13 protein-coding genes and 1 pseudogene are annotated in these 13895 nt (G+C 31.2%); 5 read left to right on the top strand and 9 right to left on the bottom strand.

From position 1 onward, the window contains the following. Positions 1-563: pseudogene (locus BR66_RS25150) on the bottom strand (hypothetical protein); the annotation flags it as partial. 318 nt (positions 564-881) lie between these two features. On the opposite strand from BR66_RS25150, the gene BR66_RS0109015 reads away from it, so the two are divergent. From BR66_RS0109015 to BR66_RS0108995, 5 genes are all read left to right on the top strand, one after another. Beyond that, entirely contained in the window at positions 882-1604 is a 723-nt protein-coding gene (locus tag BR66_RS0109015; RefSeq protein ID WP_026882637.1) for a putative ABC transporter permease, read from the top strand. Further along, positions 1555-2094 (top strand): HD domain-containing protein, encoded by a 540-nt coding sequence (locus BR66_RS0109010; RefSeq protein WP_026882636.1) that lies wholly within the window; start codon positions 1555-1557, stop codon positions 2092-2094. The genes BR66_RS0109015 and BR66_RS0109010 overlap by 50 nt, the downstream gene beginning before the upstream one ends. Further along, positions 2087-2674 (top strand): TetR/AcrR family transcriptional regulator, encoded by a 588-nt coding sequence (locus tag BR66_RS0109005; protein WP_051624160.1) that lies wholly within the window; start codon positions 2087-2089, stop codon positions 2672-2674. Before BR66_RS0109010 ends, BR66_RS0109005 begins: the two co-directional genes overlap by 8 nt. Positions 2675-2785: 111 nt before the next feature. Then, complete coding sequence (locus BR66_RS0109000; RefSeq protein WP_026882634.1) at positions 2786-3946, top strand: ABC transporter permease; 1161 nt, start codon at positions 2786-2788, stop codon at positions 3944-3946. Beyond that, the gene (locus BR66_RS0108995; protein WP_026882633.1) at positions 3939-4631 is read left to right on the top strand and encodes an ABC transporter ATP-binding protein; all 693 of its coding nucleotides are present in this window, start codon (positions 3939-3941) and stop codon (positions 4629-4631) included. The genes BR66_RS0109000 and BR66_RS0108995 overlap by 8 nt, the downstream gene beginning before the upstream one ends. A 268-nt stretch (positions 4632-4899) precedes the next feature. On the opposite strand, the gene BR66_RS0108990 is transcribed toward BR66_RS0108995, so the two are convergent. The 8 genes from BR66_RS0108990 to BR66_RS0108955 all read right to left on the bottom strand — a co-directional run bounded on the left by BR66_RS0108990 (position 4900) and on the right by BR66_RS0108955 (position 13772). Next, complete coding sequence (locus BR66_RS0108990; protein ID WP_026882632.1) at positions 4900-5895, bottom strand: ketoacyl-ACP synthase III; 996 nt, start codon at positions 5893-5895, stop codon at positions 4900-4902. Positions 5896-6169: 274 nt separating this feature from the next. Beyond that, positions 6170-6514 (bottom strand): hypothetical protein, encoded by a 345-nt coding sequence (locus BR66_RS0108985; RefSeq protein ID WP_051624159.1) that lies wholly within the window; start codon positions 6512-6514, stop codon positions 6170-6172. Between the two features lie 253 nt (positions 6515-6767). Then, the gene (nuoB, locus tag BR66_RS0108980) at positions 6768-7499 is read right to left on the bottom strand and encodes an NADH-quinone oxidoreductase subunit NuoB (protein WP_026882630.1); all 732 of its coding nucleotides are present in this window, start codon (positions 7497-7499) and stop codon (positions 6768-6770) included. A gap of 12 nt (positions 7500-7511) precedes the next feature. Continuing rightward, positions 7512-8948 (bottom strand): hydrogenase large subunit, encoded by a 1437-nt coding sequence (locus BR66_RS0108975; RefSeq protein WP_026882629.1) that lies wholly within the window; start codon positions 8946-8948, stop codon positions 7512-7514. A gap of 11 nt (positions 8949-8959) precedes the next feature. Beyond that, positions 8960-10420, bottom strand: a complete 1461-nt coding sequence (locus BR66_RS0108970; protein ID WP_026882628.1) for a proton-conducting transporter transmembrane domain-containing protein — start codon at positions 10418-10420, stop codon at positions 8960-8962. Between the two features lie 11 nt (positions 10421-10431). Then, positions 10432-11043, bottom strand: coding sequence for a hydrogenase (locus tag BR66_RS0108965; RefSeq protein ID WP_026882627.1), 612 nt, complete (start codon positions 11041-11043; stop codon positions 10432-10434). Between the two features lie 12 nt (positions 11044-11055). After that, positions 11056-11985 (bottom strand): respiratory chain complex I subunit 1 family protein, encoded by a 930-nt coding sequence (locus BR66_RS0108960; RefSeq protein ID WP_026882626.1) that lies wholly within the window; start codon positions 11983-11985, stop codon positions 11056-11058. Between the two features lie 11 nt (positions 11986-11996). Further along, positions 11997-13772 carry a proton-conducting transporter transmembrane domain-containing protein gene (locus BR66_RS0108955; protein WP_026882625.1) on the bottom strand — a complete coding sequence of 592 codons (1776 nt, stop codon included), beginning with the start codon at positions 13770-13772 and terminating at the stop codon, positions 11997-11999. Positions 13773-13895 lie beyond the last annotated feature (123 nt).

The raw sequence follows: 13895 nt of genomic DNA, 5'->3' as shown, positions 1-13895 counted from the left end.
GTGGCACCAGTAATACCAGTAGCCCCGGTAGCGCCAGTAGAGCCAGTGGCACCAGTAATACCAGTAGCCCCAGTAGGACCAGCAATACCAGCAGAACCGGCAGGACCAGTGGCACCAGTAGCCCCAGTAGAACCGGTGGCGCCAGTAGCCCCAGTAGGACCAATAGGACCAGTAGGGCCGGCAGCACCAGCAGAACCAGCAGAACCGGTAGGACCAGTAGAACCAGTAGCCCCAGTAGGACCAATAGGACCAACAGAACCAGTAGGACCGGCATCACCAGTAGGGCCAGTAGGACCAATAGGACCAGCGGAACCAGTAGGACCGGTAGGACCAGTAGCACCCTTAGGACCAGTAGGACCAGTAGGACCGGTAGGACCAGTGTGACAAGTAGGGCCGGTTGGGCAAGTAGGTGCAGTAGGGCAGGTAGGATGACATTTTGTACTGTCATCTAAGCCGTAGCACTGTTCTCCCATGAAGTTATTATAGGGTTCTGCTTTTGCATTTTGAGTATATTTACTTACATTTTTATGGCTATTTTTATTTGATTTTATATCGAAATTCATATATTATCCTCCTTTATCTAATTTATATCTTTTGTTTTCTAGTTAAATATTTCAGTACTTTATTATATGAATTAGTTTAAAGACAGTTGCACTTATATGAAGATCACTATAAGTGATTGAAAAATAAGGATAATTATATATATAAAGTAAAACCATTGACGGTATAAAAGACTTTGTGCTAAAGTAGAATTAAATCAAACGTCCGAATTATTATTTCGAACCTTATTCGTGCTTGTGGAAATTAATATAAGCTAAATATTTAGATATTTTTTTAGGCGACATTATTATAAGTATTTTATTGAAAGGAGATTGATAGTTTTGTGGAGTTATTCAGATTTTATATTATTTTTTGCGACCTATTCTTTTTTAGGGTGGATGCTGGAGACAATTTTTGCTAGCATAAATGAAAGAAAACTCATAAATAGAGGATTTTTGACAAGTTTTTTTTGCCCGATTTATGGATTTGGTGCTATAATGGTGATTAAATCTTTAGGATTATTTGATAATGTTTTTAAAGATTATTTAAAATCATTTATAATGAGTATTATATGTTCAATAATTTTGGTAACTGTACTAGAATATATCACAGGATTCATTTTAGAGAAAATTTTTGATTGTAAATGGTGGGACTATAGTGATAACATAGGAAATGTCCACGGATATATCTGCATTAAGTACTCGCTTTTATGGGGTTTTCTTGCATTTATATTAGTGAAAAATTTACACCCAATAATTAATAGGATGATTTATTCCATTCCTATACAAGTTAAAGCTGATTTAGCAATATTTTTGGTATTATACTTCTTTTTAGATACATTAAAATCAATAATAGATGCAATGGAATTAAGAAGAGTCATTTTAAATTATTCAAAGATTTCATTGAGTGTATATTATAACAAAGTTCTTAAATATAAAAGAATTTTTCTTGCGTTTCCTAGTTTAATGATTTTAAATGCTGGTATTATTAATCGTGACATAAGGAGTATTCTAAATGAGAAATTTGATAAGATCAAAATCGAACTTAAAAGTAGATTTCAATAGTTATGAGGAGTATAAAAATTGTATAAATGATTTGGTGAAAAGTGAAATTATATGGTCCATGGCGAGTTTTATTCAACATAGCCAAATAACATGTTTAGAACACAGTATTTACGTGTCGTACATTAGTTACGTTGTTTGTAGACGGTTAGGACTTGACTATTGTTCTGCAGCTAGAGGGGGATTACTTCATGATTTCTTCTTGTACGACTGGCATATAACAAAATCAAATAATGGATTACATGGATTTACACATCCATATACGGCATTAGAAAATGCAAAAAAATCTTTTATTCTAAATGATTTAGAAAAAGATATAATAGTAAAACATATGTGGCCCTTAACTGTAAAATTGCCTAAATATAAAGAGGCCTTTATTGTATCTTTTGTAGATAAATATTGCGCATTTATGGAGATTATAAGGCTTGGGAATAGAAATATAATTTATAGACTTATACAAGAGAGAGCTTTGGAGGTAGCATTACATGAATAATGAAATGGATAGTACAAACCAGTCACAAAGAATACTTAAAGCGGCTTTTAAATGTATATCATTAAAAGGATATGCAAACGTTTCACTACGCAATATTGCAGATGAAGCAGAAGTTGCATTAAGCCAATTAAATTATTATTATAAAAATAAAGAAGGTCTATTTATAAAGGTGGTAAAGATCCTAACTGAAAAATATCTGCACGAAATTGAAGATAGCTTAAAAAAGGGTAAATCACAAAATGAAAACATATCTAATTTAATTGATTATTTTGAGAAAATGGTAAAAAATACTCCTGAATTGTTCAAGCTTCTTTTCGATTTGACCAGTATGGCTCTTTGGTCAGCATCTTTAAAAAAATTAATCAATAATCTTTTCAACAGTTTAATTGGATTAATCGAAAAATACATTATTAATAACTTTTCCTCTAGAGAAAAGCTTAAAGATTGTTCTTCAAGAGCATTGTCCAAAATGATATTTAGCACTATATTTGGAACATCTATACAGGCCATGTTAGCTAATGAAGAAGAAAAAGAAGGCATTGTCGACTCCCTATCGGCACTAAAAATTTTTTTTAAATAAGGTAGTACTAATTTGTAATACAATTGTATTGCCAGCAATCATATTGTATAATATATGTTATATAATAAAAATTATTAATTAATATATATTTTATAAAAGGGGGGAGTAAAAATGGCACTTGCGTTTAAAATTGCGGCTAGATTTATAAAATCTAGCAAAGGTCAAACAATACTAATTGTACTTGGAATCGCAATAGGGGTTTCAGTTCAAGTATTTATTGGAACATTAATTCAAGGGCTTCAGATAAGTTTAATTGACAAGACAGTAGGAAGTTCATCCCAGATTACAGTAACATCTAAAAATGACGACAGGGCAATAGATAAGTGGAAAGGTAAAGTAAACGATATTAAAAGCTTGAATGTGGGAATTAAAAATGTTTCAGAGGCAGCAGATTTCTCAGGGTTTGTAAAATACAACAATAAAACATCACCAATTTTGCTAAGAGGTTTTATATTTTCTACTGCAGATTCAATATATAAAATAAAGGATAGCCTTATACAGGGCAAAGAACCTAGCAATGATAATGAGGTATTAGTTGGAAAGGACTTGAGAGACAATCTATCAGTAAAACTTGGTGATAAAATAACAATTTTAACGCCCAAAGGGAAAAATGAACAGGTTACTATTACTGGATTTTATGATTTAAAGGTTTCAAGTTTAAATAATTCTTGGATAATAACAAATATGAGAACAGCTCAGAATATATTTGATTTTGGAGACAAGGTAACTTCTATTGAAATGCAAGCAAATGACGTGTTTACTGCTGATGTAGTAGCTAAAGCGGTTGCTAACAAATTAGATTCAAGTAATCTAAAGGTTGATAATTGGAAAGTTACGAATGCGGCAACTCTAAGTGGATTAAGTGGGCAAAGTGCCTCTAGTTATATGATTCAAGTTTTTGTGCTTTTATCAGTAATACTTGGAATAGCAAGTGTGCTGGCTATAACTGTAATGCAAAAATCCAAACAACTAGGTATACTTAAGGCAATGGGAATAAAGGATAGGGTAGCTAGTCTGATATTTTTGTTCGAAGGATTAATACTAGGAATATTTGGAGCCATTTTCGGAGTGTTACTGGGACTAGGGTTAACTTATTCATTTAGTAAATTTGCATTGAATACAGATGGAACGCCATTAGTACCATTATATTTGGACTATAAATTTATTCTTCTTTCGGGACTTATAGCAGTGGTCTCAGCCACGATTGCAGCAGTAATACCAGCAATTAAATCTTCAAAATTAGATCCAATTGAGGTGATTAAGAATGGCTAAAATTATTGAACTAAAAAATATAAGTAAGGTATATGGAACAACAATAAAAACAAAAGTTTTACATAATATAAATTTATCTTTTGAAGAACATTCTTTCAATTCAATCATTGGGGCTTCAGGTAGTGGAAAAAGTACAATACTTAATATTATGGGTACACTAGACAGACCAACAACTGGAGAAGTTTATATAAATGGTAAGAGAACTGATAATATGGTGAAAAACGAATTGGCAGAGCTTAGAAATAAAACCATAGGATTTATTTTTCAGTTTCATTATTTGCTTCCAGAGTTTACAGTTCTTGAAAATGTTCTTATGCCATATAATATAGGGTATGGAAGACCAACAAAAGAAATAATAGCTAGGGCAGAGGAACTCTTAAATTTGGTTGGATTAACTGAAGTCAAGAATAACTTGTCCATCAATATATCTGGGGGACAACAACAGCGAACAGCTATTGCTAGAGCCTTAATAAACAATCCTAAAATAGTGCTTGCGGACGAACCCACTGGAAATTTGGATTCAAAATCTACTGAAAATATATATGAACTTTTGAGAGATATTAATAAAGAATTCAAAACAACATTTGTAATAATTACTCATGATGATAGAATAGCAGAAAAAACATCAAGAATCGTAGAAATAGAAGACGGTAAAATTAAAAAAAAAGTGATAAGTGACAAGTGACAAGTTAATGAAATTTTGCCTTAGGGCAAAATAAAATAAATAATTTAGGGAAAATAGCTCCAGATAATTATATATGAAACTAAAATGGATATGGAAATAAATTCTCATATTCATTTTAGATAAGTATTAATTTGAATATAATAATGTTTCTATTTTGGGGGATTGTTCTGCATTATCAGAACAATCTTCTTTAACTTGCAACTTGTCACTTAAAACTGCGGTGGAAATTTCCCCTACTTTGACACAACCCTATGCGGTGATTTAAATATTAGTATCTAAAAAGCATTGTACATGCAGTACTTCCTGCCCCAATTGACCAAAATACTATATATTGTCCTCGACTTATTTTATTGTCTTTAATAGCGCATTCAAGGGTTATAAATGGGCTACTTGTCCCAGTATAGCCATATTCATCACCAATATAATGAAATTTATTGAAATCCTCACTCAAATTGTCGCAAATGATTTCTAAATTAGATTTTGATAATTGAGAAAAGCAATATAAAGATATGTTTTCTTTCGTTAGCTTATTATTTTTGAGTAAGGTATTTATGCTGTCAACTGTACTTGAAAACCCATTATTTGCATTAGCTTCCCACATAAATCGTCTGTCATAGTCAGACATTTGCTCTTCGTATAATTTAGACAGTCCACATGAAGGGAGCATAATTTCATATGCTGAAGTGGATTTAGTATAATAAGTTGAATCAATATATCCGCTATTTGTATCTTCTACTTTTTCCAGTATAATGGCGCAAGAGGCATCACCAAAATTTGCATAAGTAACGGGGTCTTCATTTCTTGAAAATCTATTCATTTGCTCAGAACCTACCACTAGAGCGTATTTAATTTTTGGTTTAGATAACATATAGTTACTAACTTGGTCAATGGATATAACCATACCAACACAATTAGCATTTATATCATAAGTTATTGTATCTGATTTACCTTCTATTTCTTTATGAATGATGATTGCACTTGCAGGGGAGGTGTATTCAGGAGTTCCAGATGAAAATATTATCATATCCATATCTTTACCTTTAAGGTTATTTTCTTGTAATGCTTTTTTAGCTGATACAATTCCCATAGTTAATGAATTTTCACTTTTATCTTTTGATATGTAACGTTTTTCTCTACCAAGAGACGCTAATAGTCCTGAAACATCCTTGCCTTGTTTTGAAAAATGTTCCAGAAAAAACTCGTTATCAACGACATTTTCAGGATGATAACTTGAAATGCTTTTTATTATAACATTAGATGACATTAGCTAACCCCTCCAGTATTTTTTTAATCGACTGCTACTGTATAATAGTATGGCAATGTACGTTAAAGAGGCTATTCGAGCGAACTTTAGAAAGACTTAGGTTTACGTTTGTTAAATTACGCTAAGGACCATTTATTGTTTGAGCGTAGCGAGTTTAAATGGTCTAGTAATTTGACAATAAGTAAACCTTAGTCTTTCTAAGTAAAGCGATTAGCCTCTGAACATACACTGCCATGTTCCTTATTTTCATTCAGGTTACAAAATAAGTTCACTTTTATTTTATATCTTTCATACTATCTACAAATATACCTGTAAAATTCACTTTTTTAGCTACCCTTTGGACTTGCATTTTGCAAGTAAGTTTTGAAGGATTAATCATGAATATTTGCTTAAATCCACTGCTCATATAAAGTTGATAGCACTTTTCCAATATTGGAAGTATGTCTGGTTTAAAAGCTGATAAATTTGTTGAATCAACTACTAAGGTGTAGCCATTACCTTTTGTTTCAGCTACAGCTTTATTGTATTCAATAACAAATTCATTAGCTGTTTCTGTTTGTGAAAATCCCTCTAGCTCAATTAATAGTATTTTTTCTGACTTTTTGTTTTCTATTTTCATTGTAGTGCCTCCTCGACATCTGTTCTATTGTTAGGAGTACCGCCAATCTACCATCATGTAGTTGATGATTTCATGAAATGATGATGATACTACCCACCTAAGTGTTATCGTTTAAAATACGACTTCCTTTAGTAATTTGTGACATTATTTGCATTCATAATACAGCATTTAATAATATATTAGATTATATATTAGATTAGATTAGATTAAAGTTTATTATGATATGGACAAATCTTCTTCAACTTGTCACTTGTCACTTTTTATAAATCTTCGCCGTAAGTTTAAGTAGTCCAAAAATAATTGACTGAGGCGAAGGTGGACACCCGGGAATTACTAAATCAACGGGGAGTATATTTTTAAGTACATCATAAACGCCCCCACCATCTTTAAAGATTCCACCATCATATGCGCAGCTACCAACAGCTATAACTATTTTAGGCTCAGCCATTGCCTCATAGGTTTTTAAAAGAGCTTCTTTCATATTTTTAGTAACGATGCCAGTTACCACTAGCCCATCTGCATGTCTAGGGGAGGCGGCAACATTAATTCCAAATCTTGAAATATCATAAAAAGTGTTTTGAGTAGCGCTAAGTTCTGACATACAAGCATTACAAGAACCAGTATCTACTACTCTAAGTGAAAGAGATCTGTTAAAGATCTTATAAATATTCTTCCGAAGTTGTTCACCTGCAAGTTCTAGTGATGCCATTTTATAATCATTTGTCATTTCTAAAGCAGATTCAGGGCAAGTATCAACGCAGTTTCCGCAGTAAATACATTTTTTTCCGTCTATGTTTATTATACTTTCACCATCACTAGTAGTCTCTATTTTTATAGCGTTCACAATGCATTCAACTGTGCATTTTCCGCAGCTAATACATAGATTGTTTTTAGCTAGTATTTTTCCATAAGAAAACTCATTATTAATAAGGGGATTCTTTATGGTTTCAGTTCCATATTTTATTCTATCTAATATATTTCTCATTTTTAATACTCCCTACTTATCATTTTCAGAATAAGACATATTAAAGCTTTTGTTTATAACAGGAAAATCAGGAACAATTTCGCCAAGAACTGCTTCACTCATACCAGACCAGTTGGTAAAGGAAGGGGTTTTAAAATAGATTCGGGTAAATTTATTATCTTTTCCCGTTAAGCCATAAACCACTAGTTCACCTTTTACTGTTTCAACAGAAGTTATAGCCTCAAGTCCATCTTTAAAACAAATTGCTTGTTTATCTCTTTTTATATCTGTGTTTATATATGTCAGTGCTTTTTCTATAAAATCAAAAGCATCATTAAGTTCAATGGATTTCAATTTATATCTTTCAAAAACGCCGCCTTTCGAAGTTATATTTGTACCACTTTTTATTTCTTTATATAGTTCATAGGGAAAATTCACTCTAACATCATATTTTAAATTGCAGGCCCTTGCTACAACTCCAGTAATACATAATTTTTTAGCCATAACCCTACTCACCATTCCAGTATCTTCTACCCTATCTAAAAAGGAAACCGAATTAAAACTAGTTTTAATAATACTGTTTATTCGAGGATTAAGACTCCTGAGAGTTGCCATAATATCCTTCTTTTTTTCCATAGTAAAATCTATATTTATTCCAAGGGGAACTAAGGCATTCCTCATAAATCGGCTTCCAGTTATTCTTTCACATAGCTGATGGATGATTTCTGAAAAATATCCAAATTTTTTAGCAGGGTAACTAAAACCTATATCATTAGCAATGCCACCTAAATCATCCAAATAATTATATATCCTTTCAAGTTCTAAAAGAACAATTCTAAAAGCTTTAATTTCCCTGGCAATCTCTTTATTCATAAGCTTTTCCACAAGGAGAGCATAAGCTTCACCATAAGCAACTGTTGATTCCCCTGAGACTCTTTCAAACATAAGATTTAATGAATTTGCATCTATTCCCTCACAAAGTTTTTCTATTCCACGATGTTTATACATAAGCCTTATTTCAAGGTTTTCTATGGCTTCCCCCATAACACTAAACCTAAAATGCCCAGGTTCAATTATTCCTGCGTGAACAGGTCCAACGGCCACTTGATAAGCACCAGTTCCTGAAACTTCTTTAACCTTATAATCATAATCCTTATTAATTTCTCTTTGAAATAATCTGCTTTGATGAATTATATTTTGAAGATTCACTGGGCTTTTCTTAGTAATATAGCTGCATGTTATGTAATAACCTTCCTTACTGTTTGAAAACAAACAATTTATTATAAGTGATTTGCCAGGAGTCTCAAATTCACAAATATAATTAAATTTATACACATAAATAAAAATAGATACAATCTTTCTAATTTGTTCTGGCTTTAGTCTAATGTATAACTCGTTTTTATTTTTAATTTCATATTTTAAATCAAAATTCAATTCATCTAGACTTTTTATAGCATCTGCTATATTCATATTTTCACTTCCTAATTACGAATAATTGAAACTGCGTTATTTATCATGCTAGATAAATAACCATTCATAAATAAAATCATAACAATAATCAAAATAAAACATAAAGATAAAGGCAATGTATTCTCTTTATCTATTTCCAGTTTTTCATAGCTAACTCCAGGTTCTGCATTAAAAACTATTTTAATAAAAACTTTTAAAAAACCTGCAAAAACTAGTAGTAAACATAAACTATAAAGTGCCATAATAATGTAATTACTGCTTTGCACAGTTCCTACAATTATACTATATTCACTAAAGAAAGATGGAAAGGGTGGAGCCCCAACAATAACAAGCATTCCTAGTATAAGAAAAACGGCATTTATTGGCATAGTTTTTATCAAAGCATTAATTTTATCTATACGTTTTGTCTTATACGCATTTAGTATATTTCCTGCGGTTAGGAACAAAAGAGACTTTCCTAGGGCATGAATTAATGAATGCAATAATGCACCAAAAACAGTGATTTTAGTTCCAATGCCTAGGCCTAAGGCTATAATTCCAAGATTCTCAACTGAAGAAAATGCAAGTAGTCTTTTGTAATTAAGTTGTCTTAAAATACTAAAAGATGAAATTAATAGAGATAGACAACCAAAAATTATAAATAACCATCTTGTATTGTTTAGACCTGGAATGTGCTTTGTTATTATATAAAATCTTAAAATAACATATAGAGCAAGATTCAAAAGAACACCGGACATCATAGCACTAACTGGGGACGGTGCCTCGCTGTGAGCATCGGGAAGCCATGTATGCATAGGTGCGAGGCCTGCTTTTGTGCCAAGGCCTACAAATATTAAGGTAAAGGCTATCTTAATGGAGTAAGTACTTTGGGGAGTTGAGTTTTTTGCAAGATGCGACCACTTAAGTATTTGAGTCGAGTCTCCAGAACTGTACCCATTAACGAAAATAAGTATACCAATGAAACCAATACCTATTCCAATGGAACAAATAATAACGTACTTCCAAGCGGATTCAAGGGATTCTTTATTAATGTTAAAACCTATGAGAAAGGCTGTGGTAAGTGTTGTTCCTTCAAGGCCAATCCACATAGCCACAATATTATTGGTTAACGCAATAAACATCATAAAAAATACAAAGAAATTAAAAAGAAAATAATAAAAACGACCTCTTTTAAGAGATATTTTTTTCTCTAATATTTCACCTTGAATGTATTTATAGGAATAAATACTCACGATTATATTTATGCTAGATATAATCAGGAGCTGCAAGAGGGTTAAACTATCAATATAAAAAAATTCATTAAAAAAACTTAGAGAATGAATTTTGCTAACAAGCATAATAATTTTAATTGTTATACTTAAAATAAATACTGATCCAAGTATTGTAACTAAACCTGCCACCTTAATATTTTTAAAGATTAATGGGGTTATTATCATTAATAAGAACAAAATACCGAGTAATATAATATACATTGGTTCACCAACTATTCTTTTAGATTTTCAAAAAAGTCTGTGTTAATTGAATCAAAAGTTTTATTTATATGGAAAATCATTATTCCCATAACAAGTGCCAGTAATAATCCTTCAAAGACTATACCAGCCTCAATTACAAGGGACATCTTAGTCAATGATATTTCAAAGAGTACAATACCATTTTCGAAGGTTAAAAATCCTATCATTTGTGTGATAGCTTTTTTCCTTGCTACCATAAGTAGAACACCTATAATAAATAGGGCAATTCCAGTTTTTATATAATTGTCGTGACTACTGCTCAAAATGCCAAAGGATATCATTATAAATATTCCAGTTAAAATATAAGAAATAAAACCATTTACTATTAAATCCATTTCTCTATTAACCTTTAACTGATTTAAAGATTTATTTATTATTATTGGTATTATAATAACTTTAGTAACTATTGTTAATAACCCTAAAATATAATAATCCATCTTTCCTGTATCAAGGCCTAGTTTTAAGGCTATTAGCCCTATAGCTAAGGATTGGAATATAAAAACTCGTGTAACAAGTTTTACTCTTCTTACTCCAGACATAAAAATGCTAGATATTAGTATAACTGCAAGTAAATCTTCTATCATAATCTTTTCTCCTTATAAAATATAAATTAGGGTAATCGCTATAATGCCAAGGGATATGGTAGCCGGGAAAAGTTCTGCACTTCTAAATAATTTGGATTTAGCAATAGTTGTTTCTATAACAGCAATGCCCAGTAGGCAAAATAAAAGTTTGAAAACAAAAGCTAAAAAACTTATTAACAAAGCTGAAAAAGTAAAGGTTGTTGCAATTCCTATAGGAATAAAACCATTTATTAAAATAATCAAGTAAACAATTAATTTAATATGGGAAGAGAGTTCAACATAAAATAAATCACTACCAGATAAATCTAAAATCATTGCTTCATGCATCATGGTAAGTTCCAAATGAGTTTCTGGATTATCAAAAGGTATCCGGGCATTTTCAGCTAGGATTGATATAATAAAAGTCACCATTGCAATAATATGTGCCATATCATAGTGAGTAATATTGCTATTGATAAAGGAAATATGGAAAAGGTTAAAATCTTTTGTTTCAATATATAAAAAAGTTAGTAAAAATAATGTTAAAGGTTCTGACATCATTGAAATAAAAGATTCACGGCTTGATCCCATTCCACCAAATGTACTTGAACTATCAAGGCCAATTAATACTGTAAAGATTTTAATTATTGCAAAGGCAAAGATAAGTATAAATAAGTTTCCAATGGTGTTTTGCATAGTTGTAAAAATCACTGGCACGAAAAAAACAGTGGTTATGCTTGTTGCAAGCATAACTATTGGACCAATTGTTGTAATAAAGGAACTTCTATTTGAGATAACTCTTCCTTTTTTTAATAATTTGCTTAGATCATAATAAGGCTGAATAATAGATGCACCCTTATAGCCCCGAAGGGTTGCTTTCATCTTTTTTAATACTCCTATAAATAATGGTGATAAAACCAAAATAAGTATACTTTGCACAAAGTAAAATAAATTATATTGCAAATGAATTCCCCCTACAAAAATTTTAAAACTAGAATAAGTGCAAATATTAATGATATAAAGATATAAGACAGATACAATTGAATTTTCCCATAGTGAATTGTAAGTATTTTTGTAGTTAAAAAGTCTACTACTTTTAAAATTGGTTTATATAAATGATCTTCTATTATGTCGCTAGTCTTTTCACTTATGTAAATAGTTTCTTTATAACTAACTTTTTTTCTGTAATTTGTAAGTGGTCCAAAAACCTTTGCCGCAGGCTGTGAAAATCCACTTCCAGAGTACTGAATATAAGGCTGGTCACTGTGATATCCGCAGGCCCATGTATCATTAATCTCTGTATTTTTATTTCTTGAATTTAGTTTATTTAACATATATAAAATAAATGTGATAATTATTAATATTAAGGTGAATACAATTATTTCAGTTTCATTTTTAAAACTGGGTGGATTTTCGCTTGTGTTTAACAGATTATTAGTATAATAAGATAGCTTTTTTATTATAAATGGTGAAAACACCCCTGTAACTATAGAAAGTAAAGCAAGGATTCCCTGACCAATATTCATAGATAGTGGAATTGGTTTTACATTTTCTGCTTTCTCTGTTCTTGGTTTTCCAAGAAACGTAATTCCAAAGGATTTTACAGTAGCGTAAAAAGCTGCTCCACTGGTCAATGCTACAAGAATCCCACAACTAAAAATTAATATTATAATCCAAACATTGTGAACCATAGTTATTGATTCAATGAAACTTCTAAGTATAAGAACTTCACTTGCAAATCCATTAAAGGGTGGAACTGCTGAAATACTGCATGTTCCAATAAATGTACATATTGCAGTGAATTGCATCTTTTTATTAAGGCCACCTAGTTCATCCATATTTTTAGTACCAGTAGCATATAAAACACTTCCTGCATTTAAGAACAAAAGACTTTTGAAAATTGCATGATTTAAAGAGTGAAGAAGGGCAGCAGTTAAAGCGAGAGCAGCTAATAATTTTAAATTATAATTTATGAGTATCATTGATAACCCTAGTGATGCGAAAATAAGTCCGATATTTTCAGCACTAGAATAAGCGAGCAATTTCTTTATATTATTTTGTAACAAACCATTTATAATTGAAAATATTGCAGTAATGGTTCCAATTATAAGCACAACAACACCGCAATATAATGGTGTATTTATTAAAAAAACAAAGGATATTCTTATAAAACCATATATAGCAACCTTTAGCATAACCCCGGACATTAAAGCTGAGACGTTAGAAGGCGCTGCAGGATGTGCTTTTGGAAGCCAGGCATGAAGTGGAACTATACCCATCTTTGCACCAAAACCAAATAGGGCAAGTACAAATACAATGTTCTTTTGCTCCGGGGAAAAATTCATGGAAAGCCTAGCAATCTCTTGAAAATCAAAGCTTCCAGTATATTTAAACAAGAAAGCAAACATTGCCATTAAAAACAGTCCACTTATATGAGTCATAATAAAATAAAATATTCCGGATTTCAAATTTTCCTTGTGCAAGTATTCATAAATCACTAGGAAAAATGAAGAACTTGACATGATTTCCCAAAACACGATAAATGTAATTCCATTATTAGCGAGAACTACTCCTATCATTGAAGTTACAAACAAAATGATTAGGAATAACATGTATTTTATTGAATAATGTTTTTTATATTCAAGTATGTAGCCTTTAGTGTAAATTGCTACGGGTATAAATATTAAGATTACAATAAGAACGAAGTATATTGAAAGCCAATCATTTTGAAAACCGAATAAAGATAACACGTTTAGTCAACTCCAGTATTATTTTTTGTGCAATTAGTTAGTATTCGAATATTGAAAAAGCGCACGAGTTTAATTCTATCATGTTTTACCATGGAAAACAACAAACTTTAATTTGTAAACCGT

The organism is Clostridium akagii DSM 12554 (assembly GCF_000686725.1).
In the GTDB taxonomy this organism is placed as follows: domain Bacteria; phylum Bacillota; class Clostridia; order Clostridiales; family Clostridiaceae; genus Clostridium_I; species Clostridium_I akagii.
Note: the sequence above shows the minus strand (reverse complement) of the source record. Positions and strands in the feature narration are given on the sequence as shown.

What these genes read in the sequence shown, in the direction of transcription:
- BR66_RS0109010 (WP_026882636.1), top strand. Translation starts at nt 1,555, where the DNA reads ATGAGAAATTTGATAAGATCAAAATCGAACTTAAAAGTAGATTTCAAT.
- BR66_RS0109005 (WP_051624160.1), top strand. Translation starts at nt 2,087, where the DNA reads ATGAATAATGAAATGGATAGTACAAACCAGTCACAAAGAATACTTAAA.
- BR66_RS0109000 (WP_026882634.1), top strand. Translation starts at nt 2,786, where the DNA reads ATGGCACTTGCGTTTAAAATTGCGGCTAGATTTATAAAATCTAGCAAA.
- BR66_RS0108995 (WP_026882633.1), top strand. Translation starts at nt 3,939, where the DNA reads ATGGCTAAAATTATTGAACTAAAAAATATAAGTAAGGTATATGGAACA.
- BR66_RS0108990 (WP_026882632.1), bottom strand. Translation starts at nt 5,895, where the DNA reads ATGTCATCTAATGTTATAATAAAAAGCATTTCAAGTTATCATCCTGAA.
- BR66_RS0108985 (WP_051624159.1), bottom strand. Translation starts at nt 6,514, where the DNA reads ATGAAAATAGAAAACAAAAAGTCAGAAAAAATACTATTAATTGAGCTA.
- nuoB (WP_026882630.1), bottom strand. Translation starts at nt 7,499, where the DNA reads ATGAGAAATATATTAGATAGAATAAAATATGGAACTGAAACCATAAAG.
- BR66_RS0108975 (WP_026882629.1), bottom strand. Translation starts at nt 8,948, where the DNA reads ATGAATATAGCAGATGCTATAAAAAGTCTAGATGAATTGAATTTTGAT.
- BR66_RS0108970 (WP_026882628.1), bottom strand. Translation starts at nt 10,420, where the DNA reads ATGTATATTATATTACTCGGTATTTTGTTCTTATTAATGATAATAACC.
- BR66_RS0108965 (WP_026882627.1), bottom strand. Translation starts at nt 11,043, where the DNA reads ATGATAGAAGATTTACTTGCAGTTATACTAATATCTAGCATTTTTATG.